Below are 17,642 nucleotides of genomic sequence, written 5' to 3'. Positions count from 1 at the left end.
CTTAATCCTCATGTCCGCCTGCGGGAATGAATCTTTGTATCTAGGTCTAAAGACTACATTTTGGTACGAATTGTATCATAATATCTAAAATAAATCTTCTTTTATTTTTTTGACGGCCTCGGAATCGGGAATCCAGTAGTACAAATTAGAGCCGACAAGCGGGTCTTCATCACGTCCGCTGTGCCCCGGAAGCTGAGTGTAACGGAAGTTGTCCTGGCCGACCCCTTTGAAAAGCCAGGCGAGGCTGATCAGATCGGAATCCGAGAAATTCGTATCGAGAATGTCCTTGCGCAAGGAAGGCAGGAGCGTCGCCAGCTGCGGGATTTTATCCGGCTTTAACAGTTCGATGGCAATGGAACGAAGAACTTTGGATTGCTCTTCCTGCCGTCCGAATTCTCCTCCTTCCGCTCCGTAGCGTTCCCGTACGACTTTCAGGGCCGTGTCTCCGTCGAAATGCTGCTGCCCTTTCGGAATCGTCGTTTTCTGCCATTTCAGATGCAGGTCTTTCTCCAGCGTAAGGTCTACGCCTCCGACTTTGTCGACAATACGCTTGAATCCTTCGAAATTCGTTTTGGCATAATAGTTGATCGGCACGCCGAGAAAATCGCTGACCGTCTGCGTGGCCGTAAGCGTTCCCTGCTGGTTGCCTCCCTTCGACTCTCCCACGATGTGCGCATGATTCAGCTTCGTCAAACCGACTCCCTTAACGGGCACGCGCGTATCCCGGGGCAGGGACAAGATATTGACCTTGCGCTCGGTCGGTACGACATGAACCGCCATCATGACGTCGCTGCGGGAAGGCTCCCCGCTTCGTGAATCGACACCGAGAATCAGGATGTTAAACGACTTCATGTCCGGTTTGGGCGGTTCCTGAACCGGTTCGGGCGTTGCCCCTTCGGCGGTTTGCGGCTGTGCCAGTACGGGGATATCCTGATTCTCGAAATGCCTGGACGGGTCCAGGCTCCAGTAAGCCCAGCCGCTGGCCGAAACCCCGATTACGAGAACACTGAGCGCAGCGATTTTCCATTTGGTTTTTTTCTTCAAGAAAGGTCCTCCCTCACTCTCGTCATACGATACAAATTGTATCATCAAACCTTTTGGAAAACAACTGCCTGAGGTTCGGATATTTACTAAAATTTGGGACTTAAGGTTCAAGGGAAACCTGTCCCCTGCTCCCCGCTTCCTCTCTGCTTGTTCGCCTGCCCGGCATCCGGTCTTTTCCCCCTTCCTCGCCGGATACACAAAAAGCCCGCATCCTTCTAAGTAAAGGACGCAGACTTTTGCTGCCGCCAAGCGGTCTCGCGCTCAGCCTTTAATAGAGCCCGCAAGCAGGCCGCGAACAAAATATTTGCCGAGGAAAATATAGACGAGCAAAGTCGGAAGGGCCGCCAGAATGGCTCCGGCCATCTGCACGTTCCACTGCACGATCTGGCTTCCCGACAAATTTTGCAGAGCGACCATGACGGGCTGCTGCTTCTGGGAAGTCAGTGTCACCGCGAACAGGAACTCGTTCCAGATGTTCGTGAACTGCCAGATGCCGACGACTACGAAGCCGGTAATGGACAGCGGCATAATAATATAGCGGTACACCCCGAAGAAGCCGGTGCCGTCGATCTTCGCCGCTTCCATGATTTCGCCCGGCACGCCCGCGTAGAAATTGCGGAAGATCAGGGTGCAGATAGGCAGACCGTACACGACATGGACAAGGATAAGGCCGGGAATCGAATTGTACAGGTGAATCGTCTGCAGGAACTGAATGAGCGGAATGAGAATGCTCTGGTACGGGATAAACATGCCGAACAGCATCAGGGCAAACAGGGTGTTCGATCCGCGGAACTGCCACTTGGACAGCACGTAGCCGTTAAGCGATCCGAGCAGAGCGGACAGTAGTGTCGCCGGTACGGCAAGATACAGGCTGTTCAGGAAATTCGGCGCAAGCTTGTCGAAAGCGGTCTTATAACCCGAGAAATCCGGATGAGACGGCAGCCTCCACATCTGATCGAGCGTAATCTCGTTCAAGCCTTTGAAGCTGGTCACCCCGAGCACGTAGATCGGCACCAGGTAAAGGCAGGCCATGACGGCGAGCAGCATATAGAGCAGCGAACGGTTGATCTGCGCGAGACGCATCAGCCTTCCTCCTTTTTCAGACTCGAGAAGAGATACGGAACGATCAGCAGCGATACGAACAGGAGCATGATAATGGCGATGGCAGCCCCCTGGGCGTAATGATTGCCGCGGAAGGTCGTCTCAAACATGTAGACACCCGGCACGTCAGTCAGGAACATCGCCCCAGGGCCGGTCATCGCGAAGATGAGATCGAAGATTTTGAGTGAAATGTGCCCGAGAATGATCACGACGCTCACCGTAACGGGCCGCAGCTGCGGCAAAATGATTCTTGTGAACACCTGCCGCTCCGCAGCCCCGTCCATCCGCGCCGCTTCCCGCAGCTCGTCCGGAATCGCGCGCAGCCCGGCGAGATACATCGCCATCGTAAAGCCGGACATCTGCCATACCGCGGCAATGACAACGGCAATCAGGGCCAGCGGCAGGCCGAAGTCGATCAGTCCCCAGGCGATGCTCGGCACGATTTCCGTGCTTGTGTACCACTTCGGGGGGTCCGTCACTCCGAAAGACTTCAGGATGAGGTTCACCCCCGTCGACGGATTGAGAATCCACTGCCAGACGACTCCGGTTACCACAAACGAGAGCGCCATCGGGAAAATAAAAATGTTGCGGAACAGAGCCTCCGCTTTAATTTTCGCGTCCACCATCATCGCCAGGAAAATCCCGATCGCCATCGTGGCCGCGATAAACAGGACGGTAAACATCAGCGTGTTGCGGAGATCCGACTGAAAACGGAAATCGCCGAACAGAAATTTGAAGTTGCTTAAACCCGCGAAGGATAAATCCTTCACCAGTGTATTCCAATTGGACAAAGATACGTATCCCGTCCAGGCGATAAAGCCGTAGACGAACACCAGGATAGCGGCAAAAGACGGCAGCACCATAAGAAACGGCACCCACCTGCCGCCTTTCCGCTTGCGCCGGGGCTTCACACCCCGCTCTGTCTCTGCGGGCACACGCACCGCCGATTCCGTTTGCACAGCCTCCAGCCTCCTTCCGGAAAAAGAAGGTCAGATGGTCGCCCACCTGACCGTTTTCGTTATTTTTTCATACCGCTCGCGGCTGCGGCCTGCTGCAGCATCTTGGCCGTTTGTTCCACATCGCCTTTCGTGACGAAGATGGTCATCGCCTGGTTGGCTTGAGTCACGAAGCCTTCCGGAGCCGCTGAGCCGTGCGCCATGCTCGGCGTGAGCTTGCTCTTCTTGAACTCTTCGATCGTCTGCTTGCCGTAGGCGTCATACTTGCCCGTATCGGCATCGGTGCGCGCCGGGATCGAGCCCTTCAGCGGATTGAAGACGTCCTGTCCTTCGACGGAGCCCAGCACCTTCAGGAATTCCTTCACGGCTTCCGGATCTTTCACGCCCTTCGGCAAACCGAAGGTGTCCGTAATGACCATGAAGCTGTTCTCGGTGTTCGGCGTCGCCGCCCAGCCGAAATCTTCATTGGCCTTCAGCTTCAGATCGGTGGTGAAGTAGCCCTTCGCCCAGTCGCCCATGATATTCATGGCGGCTTCGCCCTTCGCCACGAGCTGGGCCGCATCCTGCCAGTTGCGGGCGGCGTGGTCTTTGTTCGTGTAAGTAAGCATCTTCTTGAACGTTTCCAGCGACTGCTTCACTTTGGCGTCCTCGAAGGAAATCTCACCCGTCCACAGCTTCTTGTAGTCGTCCGGACCGAGCGTGCCGAGCAGCACGTTTTCGAAAATCATCGTGGCTGTCCAAGGCTCTTTATCGCCCAGCGCCAGCGGAGTGATGCCTTTCGCTTTCAGCGCGTCGGCCGCCTGGATAAACTCGTCGAACGTCTTCGGCGCCTTCAGGCCGTTTTCGTCGAATATTTTTTTATTGTAAAAGAGGACGTTGCCGCGATGGATGTTCACCGGAACCGAATAAATGCTGCCGTCCTTGCTCACAAGGTCGATCAGATCTTTCGGGAATTTATCCTTCCAGCCTTCCTTGTCGTACAGATCGTTCAGCGCTTCCATCTTACCGGCCGCCACCCAGCCCGTATTCAGCTCGGCGCCTCCGTGCACCTGGAACGTACCGGGAGGATCGCCGCCCTGCATCCGGCTGGCAAGCACCGCTTTGGCATTCGTGCCTGCGCCGCCCGCTACGGCCGCGTTGACCAGCTCAATGTCCTTGTTCTTCGTTTTAAAAAGATCAATGAGCCCTTTAAGGCCCGCTTCTTCGCCGGCACCTGTCCACCAGCTGAAAATTTCCACTTTCTTGGCGCCGGCTGCCGCTGCCGACGGGGCCGGTGAAGACGCTCCGGGCGTTGTCTGCGCTCCGTTCCCGCCGCTTTCTCCGGACCCGCAGCCTGCGAGCAGTGTCGTACCTATCGTCATGACGGAGAGTACGGTGACCATCTTGCGTTTCATAGGATCGATCCCCTTTTTCCTTATATTTATGAGCCGCATCGTCGTTGTATCCGCTTACATAAATATCGTAGCATGGGCTGACGGCCATCGGCTGCGGAATCATCTGCACAAGTTTGTGCGGGTTCTGGAATGATTTGCGGTTTGTGATAGCACTCTCTGTCTGTTTTCAAAAATCAGCATTATTTTGCGCTGCCAGGTCCTCATCTCCACAAAAAAATCCATCCCGCTATCAAACGGAATGGATTTCGCCGGGCGGCTTCCGCCTTCCCGGTCTGTGAACAAGCGTCTAGGTCTATATTTGGCAAACGTGACGCGGCGGCGAATGATTCTTTCTCTCATGGAAGCATGCGTACCGAGTGGCACACGCCGCAGCTGCCGTCCTTCACGGCCTGACTTTCCGCCGCATATCGAGGAAGGAACCGAAAGGCGCGAATCGGCCCGTTTCCTTCATTTTTCCCGGTCTAATCGTCCACTTTGGCTCCATATGCGCGCAGGAAAGCCGCTCCCTGATGGGCGTCCATGCGGGCCCCTTTTATATCGAGCGACATAAAATCGACCCCGTCCATTAGAGCTCCGCGCAGGTCCGCCCCCTGCATCCGGGATTTGCCCATTCTCGCCCTTGTGAGATCGGCGTCCCTCAAATCGGCCTTTTCCAGGTTGCAGGAATATAAATCGGCTTCGACCAGCCGGATTCCCTTCATGTCCTGCTTCGATAAATTCGCAAAACGCAAATTCGTGTAAGACCAGTCTCCCCCGGCAATCGTAATTCCGTCCAGAGAAGCCTCGTTAAAATCGGAGCCGATCATCTTACACTCCTCAAATTTGGCGACAAAAAAATTGGCTCCCCGGAACCGGCAGTTGGTAAAAGCGCTCCGCTTATGCGAGGAGGCGTTGAACTGCGCTCCGGAGAAGTCACAGTCGATAAATTGACAGCTCTCGGTCCAGGCTTCTTCCAGACGGGTGCCGATAAAGCGGCATCGTTCGAACGTGCAGTTCCGCAGCTCTCCCTCTCCCAAATCGCGCCCGCTGAAATCCGTACCCGTGTAAGTTTCTTCTATATAAGAATACATAAGTCCTCTTCCATTCTATGAGTGTATACTTGTCAAAAAATCCTGCTTTAGCACGCAAGTTGCGCAGGTTGCGCAGCTTGCTCGGTTTGCTGCCGGGCCGCCGATGTATTCCTTCGCACGCCGCGATCTCCAAGCTCGGCGGGGCGTCTCATGACGGTCGTCAGCCGCAGAAAACCACACGGAGCTAACGACCCCGGTATCCGGTCGGGGATATCCCGGTTACTTTGCGGAATACCCGGCTGAAGTAGTTGGGGTCCTTATAGCCGACCTCGAAGCAGACTTCCTTCAGACTCAGCTCGTCGTTCTTCATGAGCTCTTTGGCCCTTTCGATACGCAGGCGGGTGACATAATCGATGAACGTCTCCCCCATATGCCGCTTGAACATTTTGCTGAAATAATGGAGGCTCAGATGCACCCGCTCCGCCGCCTGCTCCAGCGTAATCTCTTCGACGAAGTGTGCGTCGATCCAATCCTTGGCCTCCTTCAGCACGGAGGTCGTGCGCTCTTCGCGCTCGCTCAGCAGCCTCTGCGCGGCAAGCTCCAGCTCGCCCGGAGCGCCGTGACCCGCCGCGGCGTTTCCGGCCGGGACCGGCGGGCCGCCTCCTGCGGACTCGCCGTCATAAACGCGGACAAACGCAGATTCGTCCGCGTTTATAGCGGCGGCGCAGGCTTCGGCGTAGGACCGGCGCAGCCCGGTCAGGCCGTGATGCGCTCTGCCGGCGCCGACGGTCGCCCGCCGCCCAAGCCGGCCGCTCACGTAGCCGTGCAGCTTGCTTGCGGCTGCGGCAGGCTCGGCGGCCCCAAAGGCTGCGGCTTCACCGCAGGCCCGCGCGCCTTCTTCTGCCGAAACACTCTTCGGCTCGTTATGCGAAGACCAGCCGGCGCCGCCGCTCTCTTCGCTCTCACCGGGGCGCATCACAAAAACAGCCAGGTGACGGCCCATAAGCGGGCTGACCACGCACGTGTAACGTGAGCGGCACCAGCTTTTGACCGCGTCGTACATATGCTTCCGGGAAGCGGTGTCCCCGTTCTCTCCGCCGCCTCCCCAGAGTCCCGGTCCGCCGCTTACGCGATGCGGCTCCTCTTCCTCGAATGAAAGAACCAGCGCGTAACCCGAAGGATCGGCGGGCAGGGCCAGCAGCTCCAGCAGATCGCTCTCTCCGGTTTCCGAAGTCCGCTCCCGCATCAGATGCATAGCCAGTTCGCTCTCCGCCAACGGTTCCAGACGGGCCAGTTTTTCCGTGGTCTTCAGTTCTTCTTCCCGGCGCACATGCTCTTCTTTTAATTCTTGCACAAGTGAAGTCAGGAGTCCAATCATCTGCTCCCGCTTCGCGGGTTTCAATATATAATCCCGGACTCCGATCTCCAGGGCCTGCTTGGCGTACGAGAAATAATCATAAGCCGTGACGAGCACAAGCTTCATCCGGGGATGTATGTCTTTTATGCGGCGCAGCGCTTCCAGCCCTTCGATTCCCGGCATTTTAATATCCATCAGCACGATATCCGGCCGATGCTGCTCGGCTCGCTGAATGGCCGTTCGCCCGTTTTCGGCATGTATCACCTCGAATACGCCGGGCATGGAGCGCGATATCATCCACTCCAGCCCTTCTCTTTCCAGCGCTTCGTCATCCGCGATCAGCAAGCGGTACATAGGCATTCCCCCTTGTCCCGGCACGCTGTCCGGTCATTTCCGGAAGTGTAAGCACCACGGTCGTGCCTTTTCCGGGAACACTCTCAATCTCAATTAATCCGTCCCTTCCGTAAAAAAGCTGCAAACGCCGGAATACATTTTGCGTCCCGAGGCCCGTGGACGGTTTCCTGCCCGCGCGGCTGCGTTCATACCCGGCGGCTGCCTCCGCCAGCGGCGAACCCTCCCCTCCTCCGGGTGAGAAGTTCCCTTCACGCGCAGCAAACCCCGCCCCGTCAGCGGACTCCGATCCGTAACGGAGCAAATGAAGCCGGGTTTGCTCATCCATCCCCGCTCCGTTGTCCGCCACGGTGACGCGAATGTTCTCTCCGGCCTTCTTGATGCCGAGCCGGATGAAAGCTCCCTCCTCCATGCTTTCGATCCCGTGCATGAAGGCATTTTCCAGCAGCGGCTGAAGCGTGAGGCACGGAATCTGCTGATCCAGCGCCCGCTCGTCTATGTCCGTCTCGAACGAGATCCGATCCCGGAAACGGGACTGCTGGATCGCGAAATACTCCCGCGCGTGATCGACTTCCTCGCGAAGGCTGACCGGCTGATCCAGCTTGCGGAGATTATAGCGGAGCAGATTGGACACCGACACTGTCAGGTCGCTTGTTTTCTCGGCTCCTTCCAGAAGGGCCAGCTTGGACAACACGTTCAGCGTATTGAACAGGAAGTGGGGATTGATCTGGCTTTGCAGCGCTTTTATCTCCAGCTCTTTGACAAGTCTGTCCTTCTCCATATTGGCCTGATTCTTCGCGATGAGTTCCTTCAAATTGACCTGCATATGCCCGAAAGCGAGCGTCAGGATGCCGATCTCGTCTTCGTTCTGCACGGGCGGCGGGGCCGCATCCAGATTGCCTTTGGACATCTGCCTGGCGGCGTGCACCAGACGTCCGATCGGCTTTGTAATGCTCTGGGACAGCCAGATGGCGAAAACCAGACTCAGCAGCATGTTCACCGCAACAAGCGTCTGGCCGAGCATGTTCATTTCGCCCGTTTTAAGCAGCATCTGCTTATAAAGCGGCTGGTAGAAGCTCAGCTCCAGATCCACCAGGTTCTGGTGTTCCGCTTTGATATAGCCCGCGGTTTTGTCCGCTTCCTCGTATCTCTGGAGATACCGCTGCATATCCGTGCTCTCAACCGCCGTAAGAACGGAATCCGCCGCGGCCAGATAGCTGCCGAGCATATTCGCGTAATTTCTCCGCGCGAAGCTGTCCTCCTCGCTTCTGGCGTCCGCCTCCAGCTTGCCCTGGAGGCTGCGCAGCTCGTCTTGGAGCGCGACGAAAGCTCCGCGGCCTTCTCCGTTCAGGTCGATCAGATAACTGCTGAGGGACCGCAAGCTTTCTTCCGTTTTATGGGCGATTTCCTTGTACAGCAAAATCCGGTCCATCGTCAAATGGTAACTCTCCTGAACCGTCCGTCCGCTCTGATAAATAAAAAACGTAACCGAATTCATCAATATGACAAGGGCCGGAATAAACAGGAACAGCTTCATGCGGATACTCACGGCGCCACCGCCACTCCCGCATTTTGCGGATTCAAGATATCTATTCGGGTAAAAGCAGCATCGGGCAGCGTTTCCCCCTGAAAATAGCGGTTCAGCATTTCGACCGACTGGAAGCCCATCGTATACGGCTTCTGGATCACCGACGCTTCAATTTCCTTGCGGGCCAGCGCTTCGCGCGTCTCCGTCAGGTCATCGAATCCGAAAATGCGGACCTGCTCCTGTTTATTCAAGCTTTTGGACGCCTGCAAAATACCGAGCGCATCCAGCGCGCTCGTGCCGACCATCACATCGATGCCTTCCCTGCTGCGCAGCATGTGCTCCGCGGTCTGGGTCGCCTGGATGCGGGAGATGTTGGAGACGCCGACCTCCACGATTTTGAGATTTGGCTCGGCGTCCACAACCGACCGAAAACCTTCCAGCCGCTGCTGCTGGTTGCCGGCCTCATAGCTGCCGATCACCATGCCGATGGACGCGCTGCGGCCTTCGTAAGCTTTTGCCACAAGCTCGCCCAACTGCCGTCCGGATTCCACATTGTCGGTGCCGACATAGCTCAGCCTGCGGCTGTCCGGGCTGTCCGTATCGACGGTCAGAACGGCGATTCCTTGTTCGACGGCCTTGTCGATCAGCTTGTTGTAAGCTTCGCTGCGGATTCCCTGGATGAGAATCCCGTCCGGCTTACCGGCGATCGCCTTGCCGAAAAGCTCCGTCTGCTCTTCAATATCGTTGCGGTAAGGACCACTGTACTCCAGCTTGATGTTGTATTGCTCCGCGGCGTCCTTCGCGCCTTTCTCAATCGTCCGCCAGAAAGGGTTGTCCAGCTCCTGGGAGATCATAACCACATGTTTCGTCTTTCCGCCTGGAACCGGCGTATGGCCGCGGTCCTGTATGTCCCGGACAATCCCGTTGATCTGGGCGTTTGTATAAGCAAACCTGCCGAGCAGCAGCACGAACAGCGCAAACAGCACGGCGAGGCCGACGGTCCACTTGGACGGGGCCCATTTCTTCACGTTGCTCCTCCTCCAAAAAATCCGGTTTTAGCGATGCCCCCGCCCCGCCTGCTTTAATTTGTATACGGTTACAATTTGATGGGTATGCCTATTATAGCAAATAAATTCTCCATTTGGTCGAGCGGGGTCGGGGACTTTTTTGTACCAAGGTCGGGCAGCAAACCTAGACCTGAGTCGGTGTGACCGGACACGAACGGTCTATATAATGAGAAACCGAGAGCACTGCACGAGTGATAACGGATTACGGATTTTTTGGAGGTAGAGAAAAAAATGAACAATCAACCCGTATTGGAAATACGCGGCGTCAACAAGACGATACGCGGCAAAAAGATTATCCAGGACCTGTCTTTCGAAGTGTATCCCGGCGAAGTCTTCGGATTTCTGGGACCGAACGGGGCCGGTAAAACGACGCTGATCCGCATGATCGTCGGTCTGATGAAAATGAACAAAGGCGACATCGTGATCCACGGACAGTCGATCCAGAACCGCTTCGAAGACGCCATCAAGCACGTGGGCGCCATTGTGGAGAATCCCGAGATGTACAAATTCCTCTCGGGGCAGAACAACCTCGTGCATTACGCCCGCATGTTTCCGGGCGGCATCCCGCAGTCGAGAATCGACGAAGTCGTCGAGCTGGTCGGGCTGAAAAACCGCATCAAAGAGAAGGTCAAAACCTACTCGCTCGGCATGCGCCAGCGGCTCGGCGTCGCTCAGGCCCTGCTGCACCGGCCGTCCCTGCTCATTCTCGACGAGCCGACGAACGGTCTCGACCCGGCAGGCATCCGGGAGCTGCGCGACTACCTTCGCCGGCTGGCCCGCGAAGAAGGCATCGCCATCGTCGTCTCCAGTCACCTGCTGTCGGAGATGGAGCTGATGTGCGACCGTGTCGCCATCATCCAGCAGGGCAAGCTCGTCGACGTGCAGGATCTGCGCGGAGAAGGGGCTGCGCCGAAGGAGACGTCCTACTTCTTCGAAGTTAACGATCCGGCGACGGCGCAGGCTGTGGTGCAGGAAATTGATCCGCACCTGCACGTGACTCCGCATCCGAACGGCATCGAGCTCACGATCGGACGCGAAAGAGCCGCTGACATCGGCGCTCTGCTCATCCAGGCGGGTCTTCGCCTGTACGCGATGAAGCCGCTCACGCAATCGCTCGAAGACAAATTCTTGCAGATAACGGGAAGTGATCAAATTGCTTAACCTCATTCGTAATGAAAATATGAAAATTTACCGCCGGCTGACAACTTGGATTATGGTCATTCTGCTTGTCGGACTGGTGGGGCTGATTTCGTTCCTGATCCACTACGACTCCAGAGGCATGAACAGCGCGGACTGGCGCCAGGTGCAGACTCAGCGCATCGAGCAATTGGAGAAGACCAAAGCGGACTTCCCGGACAACGCGGCCGATCTGGATCAGCAGATCAAGCTGGCCCAGGAACATCTGAACCGGGATATATCACCGAATCAGGCTGCCGTATGGCAGGCCGTCGGCTCCATGTCCAGCCTGATCGCGGTTATTACCGTCTTCACCGTGGTCGTCTCCGCCGACGCCATGTCCGGTGAATTCTCGAGCGGAACGATCAAGTTGCTGCTGATCCGGCCCGTATCGAGATCGAAGATCGTGTTCGCCAAATACGCGGCAGGCTTCCAGTTCTCCATCTTCATGCTGCTCGTGTTATTCGCTTCGGCCCTGGTCATTAACCTGGTGCTTTACGGAGGTGCGGGAACAAGCCCGACCGTTCTGGAGCTGAACAGCATGGGAGCCATCGTCGAGAAAAACATCATCACCGACATGCTGAGCACCTACGGGTTCAAATGCGTAGAGTTGATCATGATCGTCACGCTCGCCTTCATGATCTCCACCTTGTTCCGCAGCAACTCGCTTGCGATCGGGATCTCACTCTGCATCATGTTCCTGGGCAACACGGTCAGCATGATTCTGAGCCGGTACGACTGGAGCAAATACCTGTTGTTCTCCAACATGGATTTGACCCGCTACCTGCACGGCCAGCCTCTTGTTCCGGGCATGACGATGACCTTCTCGATCCTCGTGCTGGCCGCTTACTTTATCGTCTTTAACGTGCTCACCTGGACGGTGTTCCGCCGCCGGGACGTCATGTAAGCTCCTATTCTTGCATGGAAAAAGCCCGCGCGCAGCCTTCACTGCCGGCCGCTGACGCGGACCCGGGCCTCCGCCACGGAGCCACAAAAGCCGCACCCGTTTGTTAAGGGTGCGGCTTTTACGTATGCCGGGCGTCCGGCTGTATGCCGCGCAGTACCGGGAGCGCTTTTCTCACCGGCGGAGAATAAACCGGCGCAGGCGCATCCCGCTTCCTCCTAAGAGGAGTTGCGACGGAGCCAGCGGTAGCTTTTGCGTACGCCGTTCAGAAGCGTGTCCGGCATCGGAATGGGGTGCTTGGACAGAAGCGGCAGATACAGGCGGTAGTAGGCTTTCTTCATATCCTCCCACATCGTATCCGGCGTGTCGTCCAGAAAATCGGAAACATCCAGCACTTTTCCCCGTCCGTCTTCCATCATGACATTCTTGGCATGCAGATCCTGCGGCACCAGACCCAGCCTGCGCGCATATTCACACGCTTCTTCGATATCGAGAATGACCCGCTCCGGTATCCGTATCCCCGAACGGATGCAATCGTACAGCGTCCTCCCGTTCATCCGTTTCAGGATGAGGTAGGGCTTTTTCGCATAATGGCAGCGTGAGTACGCGGGGTGCTCGCCCAGCTTGCGGTAGACTTCGACCTCGTCTTCCCAGCCGTCTCTTCCGGGGGCGTATACTTTAACGACCAGCCCGGGCATGTCCGGATGCGAGACGACAGCCGCGTAATTACCCGCACCGACTAACTGCCAGGGGGCGGGAAGTTTATGTACCACGACGGGGTCATAGGGATTTTCGCTTTCAAAGTCGAGGCCGGGCAGAAGCTCCCGTTCGATCTTTTGTATCCATGCTTCCATTTTAGTCTCCCAACGAGTTCTTATGCTCTTATTGTAGAGGGTTCCGGGTGCCGATACAATGGACCTTCCGCTTCCGTAAACAAAAAAAGAGCACGGCGCGCCGCACTCTTCCGGTCCAAGGCTGTATGTGCGGAGCTAAACCGGCATGCTTTTATCCGGCGTCTCCGTCTTTGTCCTGCGGCTCTGCCGCTCCAGCAGCACTCTGCGCCCCAGGGTCAGAGCCAGGACGAGCATAACCGTACCCGTTCCTGCGGCAATTCCGTACTGCTGAACCCAGAGCGGCAGCCCTTCCACCTTTTCGTACAGCATGCCCCCGAGCAGAGGCCCCAGGAAAGCCGCCAGTCCCGTCAAGGTGTTGTACATGGCGATAAACATCGGCCGCTCGCCCCTAGGCGTATCCCCGATAATGAAATTGAAAGCCAGTTGGTTGAATCCTCCGGTCCCCGCTCCAAGCAGGATGTGAACCGCAATCAGCACCGGAAGGGCCGGTAGCCAGGCGAGCATCCCCCACAGCAGACACGACAGCGACAGAAGCGGGAGCGTCCAGAACAGAAGCCGCCGGTTGCTCCACCGCGCGTTAAGATTTCCCCAGACGTAGAAAGAAATCATCATCACAGCCGTCTGCAGCACCGTCAGCACGGAAATCGTCTCATAGCTTACCTGCAGCAGCTTCAACATGACATATGAGAAGAGCGGCACCGCAATCCCCTGCAAAAACAGCCAGAACGACAGGAACGCCGTCGCCCTGATATACGAAGTATCTTTCATAGGGCGCGTAAGCATGGGCAGGAGCCCGCTTTCCGCGGAAGGCTCGAATGGCGGATTCGGATAAAATAGGTAAGCGATTACATTGAGCACAGCAGCCGTGCCGATCACCAGGTAAAGAACCTCAAATCCCGCCTCGTTACCGAGCTTGTCGAGTATTTGTCCGCCCGCAAACAGGCACAGAGCTCCGAGAGCGTTCAGCATCATGTTCCGGATGCCGAAATAACGGGCCCTCACCGAAGACGGCACCATATCGGCCATCAGCGTGGACCAGACCACACCCCCGAAGGCGTTCGAAAGAAAAGCCGACGTATACAAGGCGATGTAAGCCGGAATCCACAAATCACGGTCCAGCAATAGCGGAATCAATCCCGTTGCCGCCCACAGAATCCGGTGAAGCCCTCCGAAGATGAGAATCTGCAGCTTCCGGTTTTTCCATCTCTGCATGAAAAAAGCCATCAGGATCTGACCGGCGTTCACGATCGTCGTCATGGCGAGCACAAGTCCGATCTGTGCGGACGTTGCGCCGAGATAAAGCAAATAACCCGTCAGGAACGGACCGTTGAGAAGGGTTTGAACTACCGTGGCCGGAGCCCCTTCGAGAGTCGCGATCCAAAGATGTTTACGGGTCGGGGTAAAACGGTTCCAGGAGCGGGTCTTGGCCTGCACGTCGGTAGCTCTCCTTTGAGCCGGTGCTGTTTTCCGGCTTCGTCAGCAAAATGGTTGCGCTTACGCGTTGGGTAAAAGAAGACGGACAAAAGAAGAAATCTTTTATCCGTTACAGAAGTTCAGGTCCATTATACTGCAAAAATCCTCCGCCGTCTGGTCTAAAATCCGGCGAATTTTCTGTCCGAATTAAGGCTCAAATGATTCGCCTTCCTTGCGCTTTTCGCCCGGGGCGAAAACCCACCATTTACTGGCGGCGTAATTCACCAGAAGCAGCAGAACCGTCACCGTCAGCTTGCTAAACAGCATGTTCCATCCCAGCACATCGCTGCATACATAGAGCAGCAGATAGGACAGCCCCAGACACAGTCCGTTGACCATCAGGAACTTCAGTGCCTCCGATACCCGCACCGGTTCTTTGCTGGCAAACGTCCATTTCCGGTTCCAGAGGTAGCTGTTCAAGGTTCCGCACAAGTACGAGACCGTCTGAGCCGCTCCGTAATGCAGGTGCAGACCCGAGAACAGCAGCCAGAACACGGCCCAGTCCACCGCCGTATTGCCGACCCCTACTGCCCCGAAGCGGAGCAGGCGGAGCATTTCCGGGTTAAGCCGCTTTTTTTGCCCGTTGTTATCGTTTGTCACGTGTCAGTTCTTCCCCTTCTCCCGGATTCCGGTCATCCAGTCAGTAATCGCTTCGGCCGTCCGGCGAGTCTGTTCCTCCGGTGAGATCGAAGCCGCATGGTCGCCCTTCTGAGGGCCGTAACTGCCGAATTGGCCGTGGTTGCCTCCCGGCAGGGTCAAAAGCTTGGCGTCCTCCGGCAGGTTCTTCTTGTTCTTCTCGAAGCTGTCGCGGTTCAGAACGCCGTCCTCCGAACCGGTCACGGAGAGAACCGGAAGCCCTTTGTCCCGGAGGCTTCCTTTGTCATCGGCGTACGACGCCAGGAAAAACACGCCCCGCAGCCCTTCCGGATGCTCCGCCGCATAACGGGCCGCCATCACGCCGCCGAGCGAGTGCCCTCCGATGACGAAGGACTCCCCGGGACGGGCCGCCATCACTTCCGAGGCACGGCCGCCTCCCAATACCGCCAAATTCAGCGGCATTTTGACGACCACCGTGCGGTGCCCGCGCTGAGCCAGCTCCCGGGCCAGAGGCGCGTAGCTCTCCGGCTTCACCAGGCCGCCCGGGTAGAAGATCACGCCCGGCTCCTTCGGCTCTGCGCCTTCGTAGACCGTTACATCCTTGCTGTCTGTAACGGTAACACCGCCACCGCTTCGCATGGCTTCGACCGCCGTGCGGTCCGGCCCGTACGGCCGCAGATAGAACGCCGCCGCAATTCCGGCGGCGAGTATAAAGATCGCCAGCGCCAGAAGCCACTTTCTGCCGCGCGATCGTCTTTTTCCAGTCATTCTCCGCCTCCTTGAATCCTTTCAGGGAAATTCGTCTTCTCTCCGTTCCGGGCCGTCTCTGCTTTGCCGATCCGAAATGGATGTCCGCTGTCCTTCTCCGGCCGTTTCCATCTTCTTCACCGCCTATCGTATCACAGCTCCGCTTCCCGGCCTACCTTATCCCCCGGTTAAGTTTCGGGCAGCCTCGGCGGCGGTCTTTTTAAGGGCAGCCACGCTCTCTCTGTCCACTTCATACACCCCGCTATCTAACTCCATTCGGGGAGAATCTCCGCCGTCTTGAAACGGTACGTAGAGCCTGCGGACATCATGGACTGCCGTGGCGACCGGCAGCTCCTTCCTAATGCGGACCGACTGACCGGGCGGCAGCATAAGAAGCAGCCCGGGCTTGTCCGGCACATCCCCGGTCAGTTCGGCCGTACACTTGCAGGGCCCCTTCCCGGTAGATTCTATCACTTTCTCGGCATCGTCTATCAGACGTTGATACCGGGAATCCGCTTGCGGCACCTCGATGATGCGGCCTTTCCAGTTGAGAACCACTTTCTCCGGGGTAAGCTCGGCTGAAGGCAGCCAAAGCGAGGCGGCCCCGGCCACAGCTATAGCTAATATAACGAGTCCGCTGGACACCGCTAACCATTTGTTCCGCCGCATAAGATACCCCCTTGTAACTTTCTTAACCAGTTAAACGGCACAGGAAGGTAAATGTTGCATGATTGGCAGAGGGATGGAAGGGCAATAAAAAAGCCAGGTATCGCTGTGCCCGGTTCTAGTAGGGCTGGACGCTGTATCCATCTCGGCCACAAGAAAAAGCAGCCTCCGTAAAGGAGACTGCTTTTTCTGAATCTTTGTAAGCGGGTGATGGGAATCGAACCCACGCTACCAGCTTGGAAGGCTGGAGTTCTACCATTGAACTACACCCGCAAAGGTGGTTGGAGCGGAAGACGGGAATCGAACCCGCGACCCTCGCCTTGGCAAGGCGATGCTCTACCGCTGAGCCACTTCCGCAAACTTTTCGTTCGAAACATTTCCGAATCGACAAGAGATATCATAACAAATAATTCATGAAAACTCAATCCTTTTTCTACTCAAATTTCAATCCAATTTTTTACACCCCCTATAAACAAGGAAAAACCCTCATTTCCGCACATAAAAAGAAGGACCGGAGTCGACTTCTCCGATCCTTCCTCTTTACCTGAATGGCTCGCCTAGCCCATTGCCCTCTTCTCTTTTCACACCGCGCGCAGCTCCCAGTGCGCGGTGTGGGTCGCATAAGACGCGGTGGTCAATCACACACCGAACGTCCGCCTCGTCCGCTACTCTCAGGAAAGAGCCGCTTTAGCCTCTTTGAAAGCCTGCGTGTACTGGGCCGCTTTCTTCGCGATCAGGCTGAAATCGCCGGTTTTGGACGCTTCCGTCGTCAGATCCGATCCGATCCCGACAGCGACGGCACCCGCTTTGATCCAATCGGCGAGATTGTCCAGGGATACGCCCCCGGTCGGCATGATGTTTGCCTGCGGCAGAGGCCCCTTGATGGCCTTGATCACGGACGGCTCGTACAAGTTGCCCGGAAACAGCTTCACGATATCCACGCCGAGCTCCAGCGCTTCCTGGATCTCTTTGACGGTCATCGTGCCCGGCATTACCGGCACGCGGTACCGGTTGCAGAGCGCCACGGTCGCGGGATTCAGGGAAGGCCCCACCACGAACTCCGAGCCGCTCAGAATGGCCGCTCTCGCCGTTTCCGGGTCCAGAACGGTACCTACGCCGATAATGGCGAATTTGGAGGCGTCCTGCGCCGTACTGCTGTATGTTTTGGCCAGCTTTTCAATGGCTTGGAGCGCAAAAGGCACCGTCATCGTCACTTCGATGACTTTGATGCCGCCTTCGATGGCCTGTTCGGCGGCTTCGACGACTTCGTCCGGCGTCTTGCCTCTCAGAACGGCGACTACGCCCTGTTCCGTAATTTTTTGAATCAGCTGTATTTTTTTCATGGGTCAGTTCATCCTCTCTCTGTCGGTAAAATCAGTTTCCGCAAGTAAGAGGCGGCGGATACGCCTTCTATCTG

Annotated in this window: 16 protein-coding genes and 2 tRNA genes; 2 read left to right on the top strand and 16 right to left on the bottom strand. The window is 56.7% G+C overall.

Annotation, left to right across the window (positions count from 1 at the left end; translation table 11 throughout):
- Positions 1-84: 84 nt before the first annotated feature.
- From ABH899_RS20125 to ABH899_RS20090, 8 genes are all read right to left on the bottom strand, one after another.
- Entirely contained in the window at positions 85-1,044 is a 960-nt protein-coding gene (locus ABH899_RS20125; protein ID WP_009672241.1) for an LCP family protein, read from the bottom strand.
- 261 nt (positions 1,045-1,305) lie between these two features.
- Positions 1,306-2,127 carry a carbohydrate ABC transporter permease gene (locus tag ABH899_RS20120; protein ID WP_009672039.1) on the bottom strand — a complete coding sequence of 274 codons (822 nt, stop codon included), beginning with the start codon at positions 2,125-2,127 and terminating at the stop codon, positions 1,306-1,308.
- Positions 2,127-3,104 carry a carbohydrate ABC transporter permease gene (locus tag ABH899_RS20115; RefSeq protein WP_009672219.1) on the bottom strand — a complete coding sequence of 326 codons (978 nt, stop codon included), beginning with the start codon at positions 3,102-3,104 and terminating at the stop codon, positions 2,127-2,129. The genes ABH899_RS20120 and ABH899_RS20115 overlap by 1 nt, the downstream gene beginning before the upstream one ends.
- Positions 3,105-3,163: 59 nt before the next feature.
- Positions 3,164-4,495: an ABC transporter substrate-binding protein gene (locus ABH899_RS20110; protein ID WP_369999856.1), complete on the bottom strand. Its 1,332-nt coding sequence runs from the start codon at positions 4,493-4,495 to the stop codon at positions 3,164-3,166.
- 461 nt (positions 4,496-4,956) lie between these two features.
- Positions 4,957-5,565 carry a pentapeptide repeat-containing protein gene (locus tag ABH899_RS20105; protein WP_369999853.1) on the bottom strand — a complete coding sequence of 203 codons (609 nt, stop codon included), beginning with the start codon at positions 5,563-5,565 and terminating at the stop codon, positions 4,957-4,959.
- Positions 5,566-5,749: 184 nt separating this feature from the next.
- Complete coding sequence (locus ABH899_RS20100) at positions 5,750-7,216, bottom strand: response regulator transcription factor (RefSeq protein WP_369999851.1); 1,467 nt, start codon at positions 7,214-7,216, stop codon at positions 5,750-5,752.
- Positions 7,191-8,762: a sensor histidine kinase gene (locus ABH899_RS20095; protein WP_369999848.1), complete on the bottom strand. Its 1,572-nt coding sequence runs from the start codon at positions 8,760-8,762 to the stop codon at positions 7,191-7,193. The genes ABH899_RS20100 and ABH899_RS20095 overlap by 26 nt, the downstream gene beginning before the upstream one ends.
- The gene (locus ABH899_RS20090) at positions 8,759-9,769 is read right to left on the bottom strand and encodes a substrate-binding domain-containing protein (RefSeq protein ID WP_369999845.1); all 1,011 of its coding nucleotides are present in this window, start codon (positions 9,767-9,769) and stop codon (positions 8,759-8,761) included. The genes ABH899_RS20095 and ABH899_RS20090 overlap by 4 nt, the downstream gene beginning before the upstream one ends.
- Positions 9,770-10,039: 270 nt before the next feature.
- Between ABH899_RS20090 and ABH899_RS20085 the strand changes: the two genes are divergently transcribed.
- Entirely contained in the window at positions 10,040-10,969 is a 930-nt protein-coding gene (locus ABH899_RS20085) for an ABC transporter ATP-binding protein (protein ID WP_009672176.1), read from the top strand.
- Positions 10,962-11,891, top strand: coding sequence for an ABC transporter permease subunit (locus ABH899_RS20080; RefSeq protein WP_369999842.1), 930 nt, complete (start codon positions 10,962-10,964; stop codon positions 11,889-11,891). The genes ABH899_RS20085 and ABH899_RS20080 overlap by 8 nt, the downstream gene beginning before the upstream one ends.
- Before the next feature lie 215 nt (positions 11,892-12,106).
- Here the strand turns inward: ABH899_RS20080 and ABH899_RS20075 are convergent, their stop codons facing one another.
- From ABH899_RS20075 to ABH899_RS20040, 8 genes are all read right to left on the bottom strand, one after another.
- Entirely contained in the window at positions 12,107-12,742 is a 636-nt protein-coding gene (locus tag ABH899_RS20075) for a serine/threonine-protein kinase (protein WP_009672165.1), read from the bottom strand.
- A 135-nt stretch (positions 12,743-12,877) separates the two neighbouring features.
- Positions 12,878-14,176 carry an MFS transporter gene (locus ABH899_RS20070; RefSeq protein WP_369999838.1) on the bottom strand — a complete coding sequence of 433 codons (1,299 nt, stop codon included), beginning with the start codon at positions 14,174-14,176 and terminating at the stop codon, positions 12,878-12,880.
- A gap of 186 nt (positions 14,177-14,362) precedes the next feature.
- Positions 14,363-14,815: a GtrA family protein gene (locus ABH899_RS20065; protein ID WP_369999836.1), complete on the bottom strand. Its 453-nt coding sequence runs from the start codon at positions 14,813-14,815 to the stop codon at positions 14,363-14,365.
- A gap of 3 nt (positions 14,816-14,818) precedes the next feature.
- Positions 14,819-15,580: an alpha/beta fold hydrolase gene (locus tag ABH899_RS20060; protein WP_369999833.1), complete on the bottom strand. Its 762-nt coding sequence runs from the start codon at positions 15,578-15,580 to the stop codon at positions 14,819-14,821.
- A 156-nt stretch (positions 15,581-15,736) separates the two neighbouring features.
- Positions 15,737-16,228 (bottom strand): hypothetical protein, encoded by a 492-nt coding sequence (locus ABH899_RS20055; protein ID WP_369999830.1) that lies wholly within the window; start codon positions 16,226-16,228, stop codon positions 15,737-15,739.
- Between the two features lie 199 nt (positions 16,229-16,427).
- Positions 16,428-16,498 (bottom strand) — tRNA-Gly (locus ABH899_RS20050).
- A 9-nt stretch (positions 16,499-16,507) separates the two neighbouring features.
- Positions 16,508-16,582 (bottom strand) — tRNA-Gly (locus ABH899_RS20045).
- 314 nt (positions 16,583-16,896) lie between these two features.
- Positions 16,897-17,568: a bifunctional 2-keto-4-hydroxyglutarate aldolase/2-keto-3-deoxy-6-phosphogluconate aldolase gene (locus ABH899_RS20040; protein WP_042229882.1), complete on the bottom strand. Its 672-nt coding sequence runs from the start codon at positions 17,566-17,568 to the stop codon at positions 16,897-16,899.
- Positions 17,569-17,642 lie beyond the last annotated feature (74 nt).

Origin of the sequence: Paenibacillus sp. RC84, assembly GCF_041260495.1 — a bacterium.
Lineage (GTDB): Bacteria > Bacillota > Bacilli > Paenibacillales > NBRC-103111 > Paenibacillus_F.
The sequence above is the reverse complement of the archived record's forward strand: the minus strand, read 5'-3'. Positions and strand labels throughout refer to the sequence as shown.